The sequence below is a fragment of the Pseudomonas sp. VD-NE ins genome, from assembly GCF_031882575.1.
Taxonomy (GTDB): domain Bacteria; phylum Pseudomonadota; class Gammaproteobacteria; order Pseudomonadales; family Pseudomonadaceae; genus Aquipseudomonas; species Aquipseudomonas fluorescens_BZ.
In genome coordinates, this window is the sequence record NZ_CP134772.1 from 772254 (window position 1) to 790509 (window position 18256).

16 protein-coding genes are annotated in these 18256 nt (G+C 61.4%); 5 read left to right on the top strand and 11 right to left on the bottom strand.

Translation table 11 applies throughout. From position 1 onward, the window contains the following. Positions 1 to 9: 9 nt before the first annotated feature. The 7 genes from RMV17_RS03205 to cpaB are packed head-to-tail and all read right to left on the bottom strand — an operon-like array spanning position 10 to position 7175. Positions 10 to 732, bottom strand: a complete 723-nt coding sequence (locus RMV17_RS03205) for a tetratricopeptide repeat protein (protein ID WP_311885553.1) — start codon at positions 730 to 732, stop codon at positions 10 to 12. Between the two features lie 22 nt (positions 733 to 754). Continuing rightward, on the bottom strand, positions 755 to 1639 hold the full coding sequence (locus RMV17_RS03210) for a type II secretion system F family protein (RefSeq protein WP_034154788.1): 885 nt from the start codon (positions 1637 to 1639) through the stop codon (positions 755 to 757). Position 1640: 1 nt separating this feature from the next. Then, positions 1641 to 2525 (bottom strand): type II secretion system F family protein, encoded by an 885-nt coding sequence (locus RMV17_RS03215; RefSeq protein ID WP_311885557.1) that lies wholly within the window; start codon positions 2523 to 2525, stop codon positions 1641 to 1643. 18 nt (positions 2526 to 2543) lie between these two features. Further along, positions 2544 to 3812, bottom strand: coding sequence for a CpaF family protein (locus tag RMV17_RS03220; protein WP_311885559.1), 1269 nt, complete (start codon positions 3810 to 3812; stop codon positions 2544 to 2546). Further along, entirely contained in the window at positions 3809 to 4999 is a 1191-nt protein-coding gene (locus RMV17_RS03225; RefSeq protein WP_123596019.1) for a pilus assembly protein, read from the bottom strand. The genes RMV17_RS03220 and RMV17_RS03225 overlap by 4 nt, the downstream gene beginning before the upstream one ends. Further along, entirely contained in the window at positions 4996 to 6213 is a 1218-nt protein-coding gene (locus RMV17_RS03230) for a type II and III secretion system protein family protein (RefSeq protein ID WP_311885567.1), read from the bottom strand. The genes RMV17_RS03225 and RMV17_RS03230 overlap by 4 nt, the downstream gene beginning before the upstream one ends. A 20-nt stretch (positions 6214 to 6233) precedes the next feature. Then, on the bottom strand, positions 6234 to 7175 hold the full coding sequence (gene cpaB / locus RMV17_RS03235) for a Flp pilus assembly protein CpaB (RefSeq protein ID WP_311885568.1): 942 nt from the start codon (positions 7173 to 7175) through the stop codon (positions 6234 to 6236). Between the two features lie 331 nt (positions 7176 to 7506). On the opposite strand from cpaB, the gene RMV17_RS03240 reads away from it, so the two are divergent. The 3 genes from RMV17_RS03240 (at position 7507) to RMV17_RS03250 (ending at position 8430) form a co-directional block, all read left to right on the top strand. Beyond that, entirely contained in the window at positions 7507 to 7716 is a 210-nt protein-coding gene (locus RMV17_RS03240; protein ID WP_108227240.1) for a Flp family type IVb pilin, read from the top strand. An 18-nt stretch (positions 7717 to 7734) separates the two neighbouring features. Then, on the top strand, positions 7735 to 7947 hold the full coding sequence (locus tag RMV17_RS03245; protein WP_311885570.1) for a Flp family type IVb pilin: 213 nt from the start codon (positions 7735 to 7737) through the stop codon (positions 7945 to 7947). A gap of 72 nt (positions 7948 to 8019) precedes the next feature. Beyond that, a complete protein-coding gene (locus tag RMV17_RS03250) occupies positions 8020 to 8430 on the top strand; it encodes a response regulator (protein WP_311885572.1) in 411 nt (136 codons plus the stop codon). Positions 8431 to 9011: 581 nt separating this feature from the next. Here the strand turns inward: RMV17_RS03250 and RMV17_RS03255 are convergent. The 4 genes from RMV17_RS03255 to RMV17_RS03270 form a co-directional block, all read right to left on the bottom strand. Next, on the bottom strand, positions 9012 to 10682 hold the full coding sequence (locus RMV17_RS03255; RefSeq protein ID WP_311885574.1) for a POTRA domain-containing protein: 1671 nt from the start codon (positions 10680 to 10682) through the stop codon (positions 9012 to 9014). A 134-nt stretch (positions 10683 to 10816) separates the two neighbouring features. Beyond that, on the bottom strand, positions 10817 to 12439 hold the full coding sequence (locus tag RMV17_RS03260) for a collagen-like triple helix repeat-containing protein (RefSeq protein WP_311885576.1): 1623 nt from the start codon (positions 12437 to 12439) through the stop codon (positions 10817 to 10819). Positions 12440 to 12738: 299 nt separating this feature from the next. Further along, positions 12739 to 13593, bottom strand: coding sequence for a MaoC/PaaZ C-terminal domain-containing protein (locus RMV17_RS03265; RefSeq protein ID WP_311885578.1), 855 nt, complete (start codon positions 13591 to 13593; stop codon positions 12739 to 12741). A 2-nt stretch (positions 13594 to 13595) separates the two neighbouring features. Continuing rightward, positions 13596 to 14948 carry a 3-oxoacyl-ACP reductase gene (locus tag RMV17_RS03270; RefSeq protein WP_034154777.1) on the bottom strand — a complete coding sequence of 451 codons (1353 nt, stop codon included), beginning with the start codon at positions 14946 to 14948 and terminating at the stop codon, positions 13596 to 13598. 238 nt (positions 14949 to 15186) lie between these two features. Between RMV17_RS03270 and RMV17_RS03275 the strand changes: the two genes are divergently transcribed. Next, positions 15187 to 16464, top strand: a complete 1278-nt coding sequence (locus RMV17_RS03275) for an acetyl-CoA C-acetyltransferase (RefSeq protein ID WP_311885581.1) — start codon at positions 15187 to 15189, stop codon at positions 16462 to 16464. Positions 16465 to 16978: 514 nt separating this feature from the next. Further along, entirely contained in the window at positions 16979 to 17875 is an 897-nt protein-coding gene (locus tag RMV17_RS03280; RefSeq protein WP_007914672.1) for a PA4780 family RIO1-like protein kinase, read from the top strand. Positions 17876 to 18256: the final 381 nt, after the last annotated feature.

Consider the following 18256-nt stretch of genomic DNA (forward strand, 5'->3'; position numbering starts at 1 on the left):
GCTGTCTCCTTATTTGATCGGTGACGGCAACGGGTCGGCGACGGCGGCCACTTGGTTGCTGGTGGCCGGTTTGGCCTTGACCGGGGCTTTGAGTTTTTCTGCGCGTTCCTGGGCTTCGGTGAATTGCTCCGGGGTCAGTTTGGCGCGGCTGACGATTTCGGCGGCTTGTGGCCAGTCGTTCTGGTACAGCAGCAGGGTGACCATGTTCAGCGTCGCCAGTTGGTTGTTCTGCTTGAGTTCGATGGCGGTGAGGAACTCGAAACGTGCGTCGTTCAGGCGCAGTTGGTTGAGGTAGACCACGCCGAGGTCGTTGCGGATTTTTTCGTCGGTGGGGGCCAGGCGGGCGGCGCGCTGCAGGTGGGCCTGGGCCTGGCCGTTGTCGCCGCGAGCAGCGTAGAGCTGGCCGAGTCCATGTTCGGCTTCGGCGGTCAGGCAGCCGCCGAGCAGGCCGCGATACAGCGGCTCGGCTTCGCTGCGGCCGAGCAGACGATAAACCTTCGCCTTGCGCAGGCGCACTTCGCTGATGTTGTCCGGCAGGCTTTGCAGGTTGGCCAGGCTGGCGTGCAGTTTGCCGTCGTTGGCCAGGTCGTCCGCGAGGTTCAGGGCCAGTTCCTGCTCCTGGGTCATTTTGCTGCAACTGCTCGGTGACAGCAGCGCCGTCCACGGTGCCTGGCCGTCGGTGGCGCAACCGCCGAGCAGCAACAGACTTGCCATGACTATCAGTACTTTCATCAAACGCTCTCCATGAGCAAGGTCAGTTGGCGAACGCCCGGGCAATCGCAGTGAAACCCGGGCCGGCGAGGACGATCAGCAGTGCCGGAAACAGAAACAGCATCATCACCACCGACATCTTCGCCGACATTTTCGAGATGTATTCCTGCAAACGGGTCAGGCGCCGGTCATCCAGCAATTGCTTGAGCGCCAGCAGCGATTTCATCGCGCCGCCGCCCTGTTGAATCAGTTGTTGAAGGATTACGCAGGTATCAGTGAATTCGTCGACGGCGAGCATCACCGCGGCTTTGTTCAATTCCTGGCCGAGTTCGAGGCCTGAGTCGACACGGGTCAGGATCAGGCGCAGTTCGCTGGTCAGTTCCGGCAGCAGCTTTTGCGCCTCAATGCTGAGTACACGCAGTGCCTGTTCGACGGCCATACCGGATTCGAAGAGGATGCGCAGCAGTGGAATGAACGTCGACACCTCCACCGCGATGGTTTTCTGCCGGTGTGCCGCCGCGTAGGCCAGCAAGCGTTTGGGCAGCAGATAGCCGCCGCCGGTGGCGAGCATCGGCACGATCCAGCGGTTGTCAGCCTGCGGGAAAAACACCTCTTGCAGAAAGATCGCCAAACCCAATGTCAGCAACGGCGTGCCGATCTGGCAGGCGGCGTACAGCGCCCGTTCGCTAGAGCGGCGCCAGCCGATGCGGTTGAGCAGGGTCTGGGTTTCGCTGTCGATGCTCACCGAGCGTTGTCCGAACTTGCTGCCGCCCAGTGCGCGCAGCCAGCTGCCGAAGCGGTTTTCACGCACCAGATGCCCTTGCAAGCGCTGATTGACCTGACGCACCCGACGCCGTTCGGTCAGCAAGTGATTGACCACGAGTAGCAGGGCGCCGAGCAGCAACATGAGAGCGGCGAGGTAGACCATGTCAGACGCTCCGCAACATGCGCCACAGCGCCAGGCTGCCGAACACTTGCAACACGGCGGCGCTGATCAGCATGTGCTGCCCGCTCGCGTCGTTCCACATCCCGAGCATGTAGCCGGGGTTGGTCAGCATGAAGTAACTCACCAGCAGCAGCGGCAACAAGCCGAGTACCCAGGCGGTCATGCGCGTTTCGCCGGTGAGGGCGCGTAGTTGCCGGGCGCCCTGGTCGCGTTCGCGGATCAGTTTGATCAGGTTCTCCAGCAGCTCGCTGGCGTTGCCGCCGTAGCGATGATTGACCTTGAGGCCGAGGGCGAACATGCGCAGTTCGTCCTGTTCATACAGTTCGGCAAAGTCGCTGACCGCGTCGGGCAGGTTCACCCCCAGTTGCACGTTGCGCTGGACCCGGCCCATGGCTTTTTTCAGCGGATCTTCGCTGGCTTCAATGCCGCCCATCACCGCGTCGCTCAGAGTGCGCCCGGACTTCAGGCTGCGTACGGTGTGATCGAGCAACTGCGGCAGTTGCTCGATCATGCGTTTGATCCGGCGCTGGTAAAGAATGGCGATGTACAGCCGCAACAGCAGTGGCGGTATGACGATCATCAGCAGCAGGCCGATCCAGTCGGCAAGAAAATACCCCAGCACTATCGCCAGCGCCCACAGACTCAGCCACAGGCCGAAACGCTCGGTCGGACGGCCCAGCCCGGCGCGCAGAAACATCCGTTCCAGGCCAACCCAAACCGGTTTTTCGGCAGCCAGTTGCGGTTGTCCGGCGGCCAGTCGGTTGAGCACTTTTTCCGTGGCGGTCTTGCGCAGGCCTTGCAGGAACAGACGGATCGACAGCCCCAGCAGCGTCAGGCAGATAACAATGAGAATGATCGGTCCCAGCATGCTCGCTGCTCCTTGCCGTCAGCCCAGATGCGTCTCGTGGCGTAGCTTGTCGCCGGCCGGATTGACGGCTTCGCGCAGGAAGCCGAAACCGCTGCGGCGGTCGAGGCGGAACAAGGTGTTGGTGACGTAGACGTCCTCGCGAATGCCGACCACTTCCACGACCTCGCTGACGCAGCGGCGCCCGTCAGGCATGCGCGTCAACTGGATGATCACGTCGAGGGCGGCGCAGATCATCTGGCGCAGGGTGCGTTCGGCGATGGCGCGGCCGGTCAGGCCGACCAGTGTTTCCAGGCGCAACAGCGCATCCTGGGCGTTGTTGGCGTGCACGGTGCTCATCGAACCGTCGTGACCGGTGTTCATCGCGGTGAGGACGTCGACCACTTCGACGCCACGAATCTCGCCGAGGATGATCCGGTCAGGGCGCATCCGCAGGGCGTTGCGAATCAGGTCGCTGGCCTTCACTTCACCGTGGCCTTCGGCGTTCGGCGGGCGGGTTTCCAGGCGCACCACGTGCGGGTGACCGAGCTGCAATTCGGCGACGTCCTCGATGGTCACCAGACGTTCGTGCGGGTTGATCAACTGGCTGAGAATATTCAGCAGCGTGGTTTTGCCGGTGCCGGTGCCGCCGCTGATGAGGATGTTGCAGCGCTTGCCGACGGCATCCTGGAAAAACTCGAAGATCGACAGGTCGATGGTTTGCATGGCCATCAGGTCACTGCTTTTGAGCATGTCCTTGCGAAACTTGCGGATCGACAGGCACGGGCCGTCGAGGGCAATCGGCGGAATGATCGCGTTGACCCGGCTGCCATCCGGCAGGCGCGCGTCGACCATCGGCGAGGATTCGTCGAGGCGCCGACCGAGCGGCGCGAGGATGCGTTGCATCACGCGTTCGACGTGGTGCGCGTCGATAAACCGCAGGTCACTCTGGTGCAGCACACCGTCGCGTTCGATGAACACCCGGTGCGGGCCGTTGACCAGAATCTCGGTCACCGACTGATCGCGCAGCAACACTTCCAGCGGGCCGAAACCGGTGAGCTCGTCGACGATCTCTTCGGCCAGGCGCTCCATTTCGTAACGCGATATCGCCAAGTGCAAACGCGCGATGTACTCGGCGACTTTGTCGGTGACGAATTGCGCGAGTTGCTGGCGTGAACCTTCCAGCAGGTTTTTGCCCGACTCTTCGAGGGCGTCGATGATGTAGCGATGCAGGACCAGTTTCAGGCCTTCGTGATCGCTGTTGCCGACGCCACTGCGGGGCGCCGCACCGAAGAGTTTTTCTGCGCTCATGAGGTGCCTCGCAAGCGGTCAAACCAGGTCACTTTCGGTTTGGCCAGGCCTTCGGAACGTTTGGCCAGGCGTTCGCCGAGCGCGCGCAGGCTCTGGGTGAGTTTTTCTCGCGGGGCCAGTTCGAACAGGCTGACGCCCTGGTTTTTCGCGTTCAGACGAACTTCTGGAGTGAGGGCCAGCGTGGCAATCACTTCCAGGTTGAAGGTCTTGCCGAGGGTTTCCGAATCGGGCGCGACGTTGCTCAAGTAGCGGTCGATCAGCAGGCGTCCGTGGTCGAGCTTCATGCCTTTTTCGCGCCACAGATTGAGCACGGCAAGGTTGCGTCGGCAGTTGAGCACGTTCTGATCGGTGTACCAGAGCAACTTGTCGCAGTGGCTGACAAAGGTGCGCAAGGCTTCGCTGTCGGTCTGCCCGGTGAGGTTCACGACGATGTGCTGGAAGTGCTGGCGCAAGGCGCTGAGCAACATGTACAGCTCGGCGGCGCTGGTGTTTTCCAGCGGCTCGTCGTTGCTGGCGTAGGCGAGAATGCGCAGGCCGGCTTCGGCACTGGTGAAGGCGCTGTCGATCAACGTGGCGTCGAGCCTTCGCAAGTGGCGCAAGGCATCGCCGAAGTGGAACGAACTCTCCAGCCCGAGCAGGGCGAGGCTGTCACCGCGCGGCAAACCGAGATCAAGCAACAAGGTTTGCTGACCGCTTTTTTGCACCACCAAGGCCATGTGATTGGCCAACAGTGCGCCGTCGGAACTGCTCTGCACGCCATACATGACCGTGAGGCCGCCCAGTTGCGTATTCGGTGCCACGGGCGGCAGGCGTTTGCTCAAGCGCCGCACCAGCCCGGCGACTTCGCTGGAACGCGAACCGTAGGCGACAAAATCGCGGGCGCCGGCGCGCATCGCGTTGAGCACCAACTGATTGTCCATGCCGTCGCCGAGGGCCACGATCGCCAGCATCGGTTTGGCCTCCAGCGCGCCTTCGATCAATGCGCTCTGGGCGACCACGTGCTCGCGATCAAGACCGACGAACACCAGATTGGCAAAGGTCACGTCCACCAGCGCCAGGAGTTCGTCGAGGCTGCCGCCACCGGCGCTGACCACTTGGCCCAACGGTGCGAGCGCGCCTTGCAGCCACTCCAGATCGGTGCTGTTGCGGGTGATGGCGAGAAAGGTCTGGCTCAGGCTCTGGCTCATTGCGATAACCCGCTGCGCTTGTCGAAGTTGCCGTTTTCAAGGAAGAACATGCGGTAGAAGTTCGGGTCGTAGTTGCGCAGTTTTTCGCCCGGTAACGACGGCAGTTGCGCATCGGCGGCCAGTGGCTGGACCAGATGCGGGGTGACGATCATCAGCAGTTCGCGTTCTTCGCGCTTGATCTGCGAGCCTTTGAAAAAGGCGCCGAGCACCGGGATGTCGCCGAGGCCGGGAAACTTGTTCACTTGCGAACTGTTGGTGGTGCTGATCAAGCCGCTGATGACGAAGCTTTCGCCATCGCCGAGTGACACGCTGGTGTCGGTGCGGCGGATGGTCAGGGCGGGCACGGTGGTGCCGGCGATCTGCACCGCGTTACTGAAGTCCAGTTCGCTGACTTCCGGGGCGACCTTCAAGGCGATGCGATCGCGGCCGATGATGGTCGGCGTCAGGGTCAGGCGAATGCCGAATTCCTTGTACTCGATCGACACGCTGTCGCTGCCGGAACTGGGCACCGGAATCGGAATTTCACCGCCGGCGAGAAAGCTTGCGCTCTGCCCGTTCAGCGCCACCAGACTTGGCCGCGCGAGGGTGTAGGCGAAGCCGCTGGTTTCCAGGGCGTTGATGATCGCCATGGTCTTGCCGCCGATCCAAGAGAAGTTGAACAACGAGTTGTCCACCGGCAGCCGGGGCTGCGGCACACCATCAATCGGTGGCAGGGTGCCGGGCGAACCGAAGAGAAAGTTGCCGCGCGTGCCGATCAGTGAGGCGGTGGCTTCCTTGAGTTTGGTGCGGCTGACTTCGACGAAGCGAATATCGGTCTGCACCTGGGACGGCAGGTTTGGGTCATCCGATGGCAGGGTGCCGGTCATGGCGGCCGTGGCGGCGCCCTGAACGAAGACCATGCTCTGGCGCGGCTCGCTTGAACACGAGGTCCAGACCATCAGGCTGGTGGCGCCGGGCGCCACACCGGTGAGCAAAAAGGACGAGCTGCCGTTGGCATGCACGTCGGCGATTTTCGGGTCGCCAATCGCCAGACGAGTGATCGCCACTGGCGATTGCACGTCCTGCTGAAAGCCTTCGCCGATTTCGATCACCGGCGGCATGCGCCCCAGTGCCGAACAGTTGCCGACCGCCGCGAACGCGGCGTCCATCGACAGGCCCATCAGTAGCAGGGCGCGCAGCATGGGTTTGAATGTCGGCCTGGAACGACTCTGCATGCCCTTGGATCCTTGCGCAGTCATGGGTTTTGTTGGGTGATCTGATTGCCGCGAATAATTTCCACGGCAGGCCTCGGGGGCGCGCCGGAACCGCCGCCGGTAGGCGCTTTCGGTGCGGCACCCATGGCCAGTTGGGTGAACTGGAAGAGTTGGCTGTTGGCAGTGTTCAGATGTGCCGGCGCCTGAGTTTCGCCGGCCCAGTATTTGGCCAGGCGTTGTTCTTCACTGCTGCGTACGGCCAGACGCAAGGTGCCGACTTGCGTCGCCAGCATCAGACGACTGAGCAGTTGTTCCGGCACTGCCAGCACCACGGTGCGCGCGGCGATGCGGCGTTGATCCTGTTTGAGTTTTTCATCGGCGCTCAGGGCCGGCGAAGCAGGTTGGCCGTCGTTGGTCAGGCCGTACTGTTCACCCACCCCGAGCACGCGCATGGCCGGTAAAACGATCTGTGCCGACTGTTCGAGGTTGCTGGAATCCTGGCGCAGGTAGAGCAAAACATCGACGTAATCCCCGGGGATCAGTTGCCCGGCCGCGCCGATCACTTCGTCGACGGCCACGGTGAGGGCGCGTTCATCGCTGTGAATCATGCGTGCCAGTGAGCCGCCGGCGCTGAAGCTTTCATCGTTCAGCCAAGTGCCGGCGCTGAGGTGCCGCCAGGGTGTGCGGCCGATGGCCTGATCGACATTGCTCAAGCTGCCGGCCGGTGCACTGCGCAGTTTTTCCACCGCGACATCGGCTGCCGTCAGCGCGGTGAACGGCGGTACATCGTGCAGCAGCACCACCACCGGTTGGCGGGTCTGGTCTTCGGCGATCGCGACAGTTTTTTCAACGGTGACGGCTGGGGCAACGGGGGCTTCGGCGACGGGTGCCGGTTGACGACTGAGCACCAGTCCCCAGTAACCGACGAAGATCGCTCCAAGCATAAGGATGGCTGCATGGCCCATGGTGACGCGACTGTTCATGACGGCTCTCCCTTTCCTGCTGCACTACCCACCGCACTTGCTTACGAGAGAAGTTCCCAATCCGGCAGCTATGAACATGCAACTATTTCGCTATTTCCACGCTAGCTGATCCAAGCCAAAACGCCATTACTGACAGGAAAATAACCCACTAAAGTATGAGTCTTGGCCAATTAACAGCAGCAATCGGCAACTTCGCGATGTGATTAATCCTTTGTGATTAATCCGTTCTTACAGTTGTTGGGTGGGGGTTTGTTGACAATGCTCAAATGGCACGGTGGAACCTTGCCGCTGTAGTGCGACATCGGCGCCAATGGCGCGAAGGAGTGGATGTATGTTCCAGATGATTGTTGATTACTTGATGGCCCGAGTCCGTCTGTTGTGCAGAAACGAGGAGGCTGCTTCGGCGATCGAGTACGCGATTGTGGTGGCGATGGTGGCCGTGGTGGTTGTGGCCTTTGTGACCCCTCTCGGTAACCGGGTGCTGTTCTACTTCAACAACATATTGACCGGACTTGGCGGCACTGCCGTGACCAGACCCTGACGACCGAGGAGAACTGCGATGCTCTTTGAATACCTGATGATTCGCGCCCGCAGTTTCCTGGCCAACGAAGACGCAGCATCGGCCATCGAGTATGCGATTGTGGTGGCGATGGTGGCGGTGGTGGTCATAGTGTTTGTTACGCCGGTAGGTGGCCGGGTATTGATCATGTTCGATAATCTGTTGGTGGCGTTGGGTGGAACGACGGTTCAGGCACCACCCGCGACCCCCTGACCGAGATGACGCTCAATGCCCGGCGAATGTCGGGCTACACTCGGGTTCACTTTCAGTTTTCAGGGATTGCCCATGAATGCTCCTTCGCAGCAGCGCCAACAGTTGCTTCTGGTTGACGATGAAGAGGACGCGTTGCTGGAGTTGGCGGAGTTGCTGGAGGGGGAGGGGTTTGTCTGTCATACGGCAACGTCGGTGAAGCTGGCGTTGCATCATCTGACGCGCCATCCCGATATTGCGTTGGTGATTACTGATTTGCGTATGCCGGAGGAGTCCGGGATGTCGTTGATCAAGCGGTTGCGTGAGCATACGTCGCGCCAGCATTTGCCGGTGATTGTGATGTCGGGGCATGCGGATATGGAAGATGTCAGTGATCTGTTGCGGTTGCAGGTGGTGGATCTGTTTCGCAAGCCGATTTATTACCTGAGGTTGTTGGAGACTCTGGATAATTTGTTTCCCAAGCCTCGGAGTAATGTGGCTGGGTGATTGGGGGGATATCCGTTGCTGCGGTAACGGCGGCTTAGGGTTCCGCCCTTACGGCGGGTCACCTTTTCCAAACGCCGGAGTGCCGGCCCAGCGAAAAGGTAACCCAAAGGCTTGCTCCTACGTGCGGCCCGCTCGCTGAGGCTCGGGGTTCCTTCGCTCCGGGATCGATCCGGGCGCAGCGCCTACGGTTTGCTTCGCTGCACCTCCTCTCGCTGTGTTTGGCTGCGCCAAACGGTCGCTACGCTCCCACCCCCGGATCAATCCCTCCACTCAGCCTTCCGACGTCGCCCGTGGATCAAGATCAAGATCAAGATCAAGAGCTGCAGCCGAGCTAACGCTCATCCTGTTGAGTGGTGAAAAAGCGTAGGAGCGGCGTGGGTCGCTTTTGCTTTTCTGTGGGCGCGAGCTTGCTCCGGGCGGCGGTCCGACGAAGGCGGCCTGATAGCCGACCAATTTCTCTCTGGATGCACCTAATTCAACTGTGGGAGCTAGCCTGCTAGCGAAGGCGGCCTGCAATCCGATCCATTTCTGCCGGTTGTACACTCCACCCGCCGCTCCCTAAGCCTCTTTGGTGCTGCAGCTTACAACTGATAACTGAAACTGATGCTGTAACGGGGCTTGCGATTGAACGTGTCCAACGCTTCATCCGACATCGCCTTCGCCGCCTCCAGCGCAATGTTGTAGTACTTGGCATCGCCAAACCGCAGCCCGATCGCGGCCGATGACAGGTTGTTGGCCTTAACCGGCAGTTCATTGAACCAGCTGCGCGAGCGGTCGAGCACGACATACGGTTGCAGGATGCGTACCCAGTTGCCGTCGCGGTTGAAGCTGTAGTTGACCTCGTACGCCACGCCCCAGCCCTTGTCGCCAGACGCCTGATCGTCGGGATAACCGCGACCGAAATTCTGCCCGCCGAACACCGCGCGCTCGCTGTCGGGCAGGGTGTCGTCGCTCCAGTACAGCGCGGCGGACAGCACGCCTTGCCAGTTGTCGAGGAACTTGTTGCTCTGCACCCCGGACAGGCGAACGCGGAAAAAATCGAGGTCGATGTCGTCGTAGTTGGTATGCGCGCCCAGGCTGTCGAAACCCTGGTACACGCCGCCACTGAGAATCCGCAGTTGCCGGGCATCGGCCTTGCGCCAGTCGCCTTCGAAGGCCAGAGCGCGTACGTCGGTGCGGAACTCGGTGCTGAACGGGAAGTTGATGCCGTTGTAGCGGGTCTTGTCATCGACTGCGTACAGACGCGAGCCGGCGGTCAGCAGTTCGTTGGAGGCGGCAATCAACGGCAGGGTGAAACCGATGGAGTAGCGGTCGTTTTCGCGATGGGTGCTGAGTCGACCACCGCCGTTGATGAGGACTTCGGTACTGGGATCGGCGCGGTAGCGTGAAGCGGATAAGGCAAGTTGCGCGCCCTCGTCATTGAGGAACTGGTTGTAGTCGAGGCGGTAGTAATGTTCGTGATCATCACCCGGTGGAAACAGACCGCTGAGGGTCAGTTGTTCGCCCATCGAGGTTTGCGAGTTGCTACTGACGCCGAGCAAAGCCTGGGTGCCGTTGCGGTTGTCTTCGGTGGTGCTCAGCGTGCTGGTGAAGGGTTTGCGACTGGCCTGGGCGACCAGCGTTGTCGCGCCGTCGGTGGTGCCGGGCGGTGGCACCTGGGCCTGGATCGTGACGCCGGGGATGCGCGTCATCAGCGTGGTGTAGCGCTCGAATGTCTTGCGGGTCAGCGGCCGTTCGGCCTGGATCTTCGCCGCCAGTTTGTCGAGCAGCGCTCTGACCCGGCCGACATCGCCCTCGATCTGGATATCGCGAACGTAGCCTTCCACCAGCACCACGCGTGCTACGCCGTCATTGAAATTTTGCTGCGGCAGGAACGCGTAGGACAGCAGGTAACCGTCCTGCTGATAGCGTCGAGTGATGTTGCGCGTGGCTTCGATCAGTTCGGCGAGCGTGGCTTGGCGGCCGATCAGGGGTTTGTAGATTTCGGCGAGCTCGTTGAGCGGGTAGAGGGTTCCGCCTTCGATTTGCACGGTTTGCAGATTGATTTTGGTCTCCATCAACAGCGGTTGCGCAGCGGCGGCACCGGCGTCCGGCACTTGCACGGGCGTGGCGCTCGGGCGATAGGCGTCGGCGGGCAGGTTCGGCACCGGCAGATTGCGGATGGTTTCGTTGCTGTTGAGAAAACTGGGCAGGGTGTCGGCGAGGGCGGCGGAACTGAGACTGAGGAACAGCAGGGATGCCATTACGCGCATAGGACACTCCATGGTCAGATCACAGCACTGGGCTGAATTCTCCTAAGAAAAAAGGCGGAAGACTCGTGGGAATCTTCCGCCCTCAACCAAGCGTAGGCGCTGTAGGTGAGGCCGTCGAATCGGCCAGGTGCAATTTAGCGTTTGTTGCCCCCCAGGGTATTAGTCAGACCACCGAGTACACCGCCCAGACCGCCACCGGTGGTAGCTCCGCTGGTACCCCCGCTGGTTCCGCCGTTGACCAGTCCACCGACGGCGGCAACGGTGCCGCCCACGTTGCTGACCAGACCACCGACCGCTGTGGTGACCGGGTTGTTGGTCGCGGCAATGGTGGTGCCGATACTGCTGACCGCACCGCCAACCTGGCCGGTGAGACCGGCGACGGGTGATCCGATACCGGTCGCTGCGCCGACTTGTTGAGTCACGTTGGTCACAGCGCTGGTGACCGGATTCAGGCCCGTGCCCACGGTGGCGCCAACCGTGGCCAGAGGTGAGGTTGTCGCGGTGATCGGGGTGCCCGATCCGCCGAGTACGGTGTTGAGCGAAGCGACGGTATTACCGAGGCCGGCAGCGGTAACGCCACCGGCGCTGACGACGGCATTGGTATTGCCGGCATTCAACCCTGCGCCGACGTTGACCACGGCGCCGCCGACGGTTTGCAGCAGGCCAGTACCACCGAGGCCACCGCCCAGACCACCACCTACGCCACCAGTACCTGAGCCGGTGCCGTTGGACACCAGACCTCCAGCCTTGCCGACCGCGGTGCCGGTATCGCTCAACGCGCCGCCGAGGGTGTTGGTCAAGGCATTGCCGTTACCCGCATCGGTGACCTTGCCGCCCAGGGTGTTCACCGCGCCACCGACTTGCGCAACTACGCCTTTGAGTGGATCGCCGAGCCCGGTGGCAGTGCCGAGTTTGTCGGTGGTACTTTCGACCATCGCGATCACGGGTACCAGACTACCGCCGACCTTGTTCGTCAGTTGGCTGGTCGGGCCATTGGTCAGCGTGGTGTCGAGGGTATTGCCGAGCATGGTGACTTTCTCGCCGACACCATCAAGCAGCGGCGCGACTTTGGTCACAACACCGCCCACCACCGGAACGCTGCCGGTCGCGGTTGCCAGTTTGCCGCTGAGATCAGAGACGCCGTTACCCACATCTGTCACCACGCCGCCGACCGAAGCGACGGTGGTGGTCAGGCCTTTAGGGTCGGTCGCCAGCTTGCCTACGCCATTGGCGACACCGTCACCCAAGGTGCTGACGACATTGCCGGCGGTGTTGGCCGCACTTTGTACAACGCCACCGACAACAGGAACGCTGCTCAGCGAGTCACCGATCTGGCCAACGCCATCGCCGACGCCAGCGACGGTATTACCGACATCCTGCACCAGCGTGGTGGTCACCAACGGTGTGGTGGTTGGATTAGTCGGGTTGGTGGGGTCGGTCGGATCTGTCGGGTTGGTTGGATTGGTCGGATCGGTGCCACCTGTACCACCGGTTCCGCCAGTACCACCTGTGTTACCGGTGCCACCGGTTCCGCCAGTGCCGCCAGTGCTGCCAGTGCCGCCAGTACCAGCAGTATCACCGGTGCCACCCGTACCGCCGGACCCCGAGGTGCCGCCAGTTCCCGCAGTACCGTCCGCCGCAGAACTGCCGGAGCTGCTGTGATGGCCGCCACCGCCGCTGCTGCAGCCAGCGAGGCCAAGGGAGAGAATCAATGCCAGAGCGATTGCTGATTTGCACCACACGTCTTGAGTTTTCATGATTGAGATTCCTTGCACCTGTCACAACGTTCGTTGACTTCGATGGCTCGCCGATCTGTCGTCGGTGATGCCTTCGACCGTTGTGCTCAATCTCAGTCCAGGGGCGGGTTTCAGACCATCCTCAAGTTGGTATTAACGCCTTTATATAGACGGCGAAATTCAGCGCCTAAGGACTAATACCCACGATATAGCCGCACAAAAAAAGGCCTTGATAATCAAGGCCCGGGTTTTTTCAGTGGAAGGGGGAAGGACGGCGAAAACTTAAGTTATATACACACAATTAACGGTGTCCCGCGTGCTCAGGCAATCGGTTGCCACTGCCCGACCATGTGCTCCAGGTCTTGTGCACCGATCAGCCGCAACTCACCACTGGACCCCGCCGCACTCGCCAGCAAGGTCACCTCACTGGGCAGGCGCACCGGTTTACGAAAGTGCACGGCGATCTCAAGGTTGGCCTTGGGCAAATGATCGCCCAGCGCCGCGAGCGTTCGCGCCTTGTTCCACAAACCATGGGCGATCGCTGTTGGGAAACCGAACAGCTTGGCGCTGGCTGCACTCAGGTGAATCGGGTTGTAGTCTCCGGACACTTTGGCGTATTGCCGACCGATATCGGCCGGCGCTTTCCAGCGCCCCACCTCCACCAGCGATTGCGAGGGTTCCCAGGTTTGTTCGACAGCTTCGCCCTCAAGCTTCACGCCGCGACAGAGCATCTGGCTTTCGGCTTCCCACAACGGCCCAAGCTGGTCATCCAGGGTGGTCAGCAGGTCGAACGTTGCACCTTTGGGATGCGCTTGCAGATTCGTCACGCGCACGCTCACTTGCGCCCGACCGATTCCGCCCATCGGGCGCAACACGCGAATGCGGTTGCTCAGATGAATCAGCCCCAACAGCGGGAACGGAAATGCCTTGGCGGTGAGCAATTGCATCTGCAACGCAAAGGCGAGGATATGCGGATACGTCGGCGGCAACAGACCGTCATCGACGAATCCGCAGACCTTGCGATAGGCCGCCAAGCGTTTGCCATCGACATCGACCCAACAGCGCAAACCGCTGTCGGGTAATTGCGTGCCGGTGATTTTCCGTCGCGTCGCCGCCCGTGCATACAGCCCGGGCAGACTCGGCTCGCGATCCAGCGTATGCCATTCGATGCTCATGCCTAAGCCCCCAGAACACTTTGTCCACAGACTCGCAGCGCCTGCCCGGTGAATGCGCCGGTACCCGGCTGCGCCAGCCATGCGACAGCTTCGGCGACGTCCTGCGGCAAACCGCCCTGACCCAGCGAACTCATGCGCCGGCCAGCCTCACGCAGGCCGAACGGAATATGTGCAGTCATCTGCGTCTCGATAAAACCGGGCGCGACGGCATTGATGCTGATCCCACGTTCCAGCAGCGTCGGCGCCCAGGCTTGCGCCAGACCGATCAGCCCGGCCTTGCTCGCGGCGTAGTTGGTTTGCCCGCGATTGCCGGCAATGCCGCTGATCGAGGCCAGCAGTATCACCCGCGCGTTGTCGCGCAGCGTGCCGCTGTCGAGCAGCGCCTTGGTCAGTACTTGCGGAGCATTGAGGTTGACCGCCAGCACCGCGTCCCAGAATTCCGGGGTCATGTTGGCCAGGGTCTTGTCGCGGGTGATGCCGGCGTTGTGCACCAGAATATCGAGGCCGTCGGGCAATTGTTCGATCAGTTGCGCGGCGGCATCGGCGGCGCAGATATCGAGGGTAATCGCACGGCCGCCGAGGCGCGCGGCGAGGGCTTCCAGATCGGTCTTCGCCGGTGGCACGTCGAGCAGGATGACCTCGGCGCCATCGCGAGCCAGGGTTTCGGCAATCGACGCGCCGATACCGCGCGCAGCGCCGGTGACCAACGCCTTGCGCCCGGCCAGCGGCCGTGTCCAGTCAGTCACTGGCGTCGCACAAGCTGTCAGGCGAATCACCTGCCCGGACACGAACGCACTTTTCGGCGAGAGGAAAAACCGCAGCGGGCCTTCCAGTTGATCTTCGGCGCCTTCACCGACGTAGATCAGTTGCAGCGTGCCGCCGCTGCGCAGTTCTTTGGCCAGCGAACGGGCAAACCCTTCCAGCGCTCGTTGCGCACTGGCGGCAAACGGATCACTGAGGGTTTCCGGTGCACGGCCAAGAATCACCAAATGGGCGCTGTGCTCAAGATTCTTCATCAACGGCTGGAAGAATTCGCGCAGTTGCTTGAGCTGGTCGGTGTGCAGCAGTTCGCTGGCGTCGAACACCACGGCTTTGAGTTTCGGGCCGTGGCCGGGAATCCATTCAGTGGCAGTTACCGGTTGTTCGCCGTAGCGGTAGATGCCGTCGGTCAAACGGTTGGCGAAGGCGCTGATGCGCTCGGTCAGCGGCCCGCCGCCGATCAGCAGCGCCCCTTCCACCGGCCGCAGGCGCCCGGCCTGCCAGCGTTCCAGTCGCACCGGCGACGGCAGGCCCAGCGCCCCGACCAGACGATGGCCGATGGACGAATTGGCGAAGTCGATATAGCGGTCAGACATGGAACGCTCTCCAGAAGTTGGGGTTCAAAGTGTGGACTGTCGATGGCAATCAATCGTTCGATCCACGCAATAAGGCCTACGCTAGACAGCAGAGTAGACCACCGACCCTGTGGGAGCTGGCTTGCCAGCGATAGCGGAGTGTCAGCCACTGAAAAGGTTGGATGTGCCGGCCCCATCGCTGGCAAGCCAGCTCCCACAGGGTTCTCTATGAACCCGGATATTCAACAAGGAGTTATTCATGAGTCAGCTGCGCCGCGTCGCGATCATCGGCGGTAACCGTATCCCTTTCGCCCGTTCCAACGGGCCGTACGCCACGGCCAGCAATCAGGCAATGCTCACCGCCGCCCTCGAAGGCCTGATCGAACGCTACAACCTGCACGGCCAGCGCATCGGCGAAGTGGTGGCAGGCGCGGTACTGAAATTGTCACGAGATATGAACCTGACCCGTGAATGCGTGCTCGGCTCGCGTCTGTCTCCGGCGACGCCGGCCTACGATATTCAGCAAGCCTGCGGCACCGGCCTGGAAGCGGCGATCCTGGTGGCGAACAAAATCGCCCTCGGCCAGATCGAGAGCGGTATCGCTGGCGGTGTCGACACTACGTCGGACGCACCGATCAGCGTCAACGAAGGCCTGCGCAGAATCCTCCTGCAAGCCAACCGCGCCAAGACCACTGGCGACAAGCTGAAAACCTTTCTGCAACTGCGGCCGCAACACCTGATCCCGGAGTTTCCGCGCAACGGCGAACCCCGCACGGGTCTGTCGATGGGGCAGCACTGTGAACTGATGGCGCAAACCTGGAACATCCCGCGTGAAGAACAGGATCAACTGGCCCTCGAAAGCCATCACAAACTCGCCGCGTCGTACAGCGAAGGCTGGCACAACGACTTGATGACGCCGTTCCTTGGCCTGACCCGCGACAACAACCTGCGCCCGGACCTGACCCTGGAAAAACTTGCGACATTGAAACCGGCCTTCGAAAAAAGCGCGAAAGGCACGCTGACCGCGGGCAACTCCACGCCGCTGACTGACGGTGCCTCGGTGGTACTGCTCGGCAGTGAAGCGTGGGCCAAAGAGCGAGGATTGCCGATCCTTGCCTACCTGCGCGATGGCGAGGCGGCGGCAGTCGATTTCGTCAACGGCGCCGAAGGGCTGTTGATGGCGCCGGTGTATGCAGTACCGCGGTTGCTGGCGCGCAACGGGCTGACCTTGCAGGACTTCGACTACTACGAAATTCACGAGGCTTTTGCGGCGCAGGTGCTGTGCACGCTGAAGGCTTGGGAGGATCCGGAATACTGCAAAACCCGCCTGGGCCTCGATGCACCGCTGGGCTCGATCGATCGCAGCCGACTGAATGTGAAGGGCAGTTCGCTGGCGGCCGGGCATCCGTTTGCTGCGACTGGCGGGCGTATCGTCGCCAATTTGGCCAAGCTACTCGATGCGGCAGGCAAGGGCCGGGGCCTGATCTCGATTTGTGCTGCGGGCGGGCAGGGCGTCACTGCCATCATCGAACGCTAACGCGAGAAGAGCCCCTAACCCTCCCGAAACGTCGGACCGCCCAAAGGGAGAGGGGACTGATTGGGGGATGTTTGAGGGATACGCCGACTTGAACGTGCTTCACCGAATCCATAATCGACGGTGTTTAACTCAGATGTTTGGCCCGGTCCATAATCGACGGTGTTTCAGTCAGATGGTTAGCCCAATCCATAATCGACGCGGTATTTCAGGTCGATGTATAACGCCAGACGCCTCGGTCGGCTCCCTCTCCCTCGGGGCGGTCCGACGTTTCGGGAGGGCTGGGGTGAGGGTAAGAGGGCTGAATGGCAAATGTCAGATTCTGTCGCAAATGCCCTCGACGGCCGATACCAACAAACAGGCAAGGCTCGGCTATGATTCGCATCGGTCGATTTTTTCGGCACAGTGTGTGCATTCACAGGTTCACAGGTCGGCAACCCCTCCCCGTAATGCGAGGATTGCCGTATAACGAGTGACATTCGCGTGTTTGGTAATAAAGGACCCACAATAAAAGCTGATGAAGACTCCAAAACGCATTGAACCCCTGATCGAGGACGGTCTGGTCGACGAAGTGCTGCGCCCACTGATGAGTGGTAAAGAAGCAGCTGTTTATGTGGTGCGCTGCGGCAATCAGTTACGTTGCGCAAAGGTCTACAAGGAGGCGAACAAACGCAGTTTCCGCCAGGCGGCCGAGTATCAGGAAGGCCGCAAGGTGCGCAACAGCCGACAGGCTCGCGCAATGGCGAAAGGCTCCAAGTTCGGTCGCAAAGAGACCGAGGATGCCTGGCAGAACGCCGAGGTGGCGGCGCTGTTCCGTCTGGCCGGCGCCGGTGTCCGGGTGCCCAAGCCGTATGACTTCCTCGACGGCGTGCTGTTGATGGAATTGGTGGCCGATGAGTTCGGCGACGCTGCGCCGCGTCTGAACGACGTGGTGCTGGAGCCGGATCAGGCGCGCGAGTATCACGCGTTCCTGATTTCGCAGATCGTGCTGATGTTGTGTACCGGTCTGGTGCACGGTGACCTCTCGGAGTTCAACGTGCTGCTGACGCCAACCGGCCCGGTCATCATCGACCTGCCGCAGGCCGTCGATGCTGCCGGCAACAACCACGCGTTCAGCATGCTGGAGCGGGACGTTGGCAACATGGCTTCGTACTTCGGTCGCTTTGCCCCGGAATTGAAGCTGACCAAGTACGCCAAGGAAATGTGGGCGTTGTACGAAGCCGGCACCCTGCACCCGAACAGTGTGCTGACCGGTGAGTTCGATGATCCGGAAGACCTGGCCGACGTGGGCGGGGTGTTGCGCGAGATCGAAGCGGCGCGCCTCGACGAGGAGCGCAAGCAGGCCATCCGTGCAGCGGACGACGAGCCGAAAGGCAAGTCCGACGAACCACCGCCTCCGCCGTGGATGCAGTGATCGCTTGACGGGAAACCCGGCTTCGGCCGGGTTTTTTGTTTGAATCAGATGCCCCCAAAGCCCTCACCCCAGCCCTCCCGAAACGTCGGACCGCCCTGAGGGAGAGGGGGCCGACCGAGGTGTCTTGCGTCATACATCGACCTGAAACACCGGGTCGATTATGGATTGAACGAGGTCAGCATTTGGACCTGTTTGGATTCGGTAAAGAAATTTCAGGTCGGCGTATCTCCACAGCATCCCCCAATCAGCCCCCTCTCTCTCCGGGAGAGGGGGCCGACCGAGGTGTCTTGCGTCATACATCGACCTGAAACACCGGGTCGATTATGGATTGGATGAGGTCAGCATTTGGATCTGTCTGGATTCGGTAAAGAAATTTCAGGT

Coding starts and splice junctions, on each gene's coding strand:
- RMV17_RS03205 (WP_311885553.1), bottom strand. CDS start 732: ATGAAAGTACTGATAGTCATGGCAAGTCTGTTGCTGCTCGGCGGTTGC.
- RMV17_RS03210 (WP_034154788.1), bottom strand. CDS start 1,639: ATGGTCTACCTCGCCGCTCTCATGTTGCTGCTCGGCGCCCTGCTACTC.
- RMV17_RS03215 (WP_311885557.1), bottom strand. CDS start 2,525: ATGCTGGGACCGATCATTCTCATTGTTATCTGCCTGACGCTGCTGGGG.
- RMV17_RS03220 (WP_311885559.1), bottom strand. CDS start 3,812: ATGAGCGCAGAAAAACTCTTCGGTGCGGCGCCCCGCAGTGGCGTCGGC.
- RMV17_RS03225 (WP_123596019.1), bottom strand. CDS start 4,999: ATGAGCCAGAGCCTGAGCCAGACCTTTCTCGCCATCACCCGCAACAGC.
- RMV17_RS03230 (WP_311885567.1), bottom strand. CDS start 6,213: ATGCAGAGTCGTTCCAGGCCGACATTCAAACCCATGCTGCGCGCCCTG.
- cpaB (WP_311885568.1), bottom strand. CDS start 7,175: ATGAACAGTCGCGTCACCATGGGCCATGCAGCCATCCTTATGCTTGGA.
- RMV17_RS03240 (WP_108227240.1), top strand. CDS start 7,507: ATGTTCCAGATGATTGTTGATTACTTGATGGCCCGAGTCCGTCTGTTG.
- RMV17_RS03245 (WP_311885570.1), top strand. CDS start 7,735: ATGCTCTTTGAATACCTGATGATTCGCGCCCGCAGTTTCCTGGCCAAC.
- RMV17_RS03250 (WP_311885572.1), top strand. CDS start 8,020: ATGAATGCTCCTTCGCAGCAGCGCCAACAGTTGCTTCTGGTTGACGAT.
- RMV17_RS03255 (WP_311885574.1), bottom strand. CDS start 10,682: ATGCGCGTAATGGCATCCCTGCTGTTCCTCAGTCTCAGTTCCGCCGCC.
- RMV17_RS03260 (WP_311885576.1), bottom strand. CDS start 12,439: ATGAAAACTCAAGACGTGTGGTGCAAATCAGCAATCGCTCTGGCATTG.
- RMV17_RS03265 (WP_311885578.1), bottom strand. CDS start 13,593: ATGAGCATCGAATGGCATACGCTGGATCGCGAGCCGAGTCTGCCCGGG.
- RMV17_RS03270 (WP_034154777.1), bottom strand. CDS start 14,948: ATGTCTGACCGCTATATCGACTTCGCCAATTCGTCCATCGGCCATCGT.
- RMV17_RS03275 (WP_311885581.1), top strand. CDS start 15,187: ATGAGTCAGCTGCGCCGCGTCGCGATCATCGGCGGTAACCGTATCCCT.
- RMV17_RS03280 (WP_007914672.1), top strand. CDS start 16,979: ATGAAGACTCCAAAACGCATTGAACCCCTGATCGAGGACGGTCTGGTC.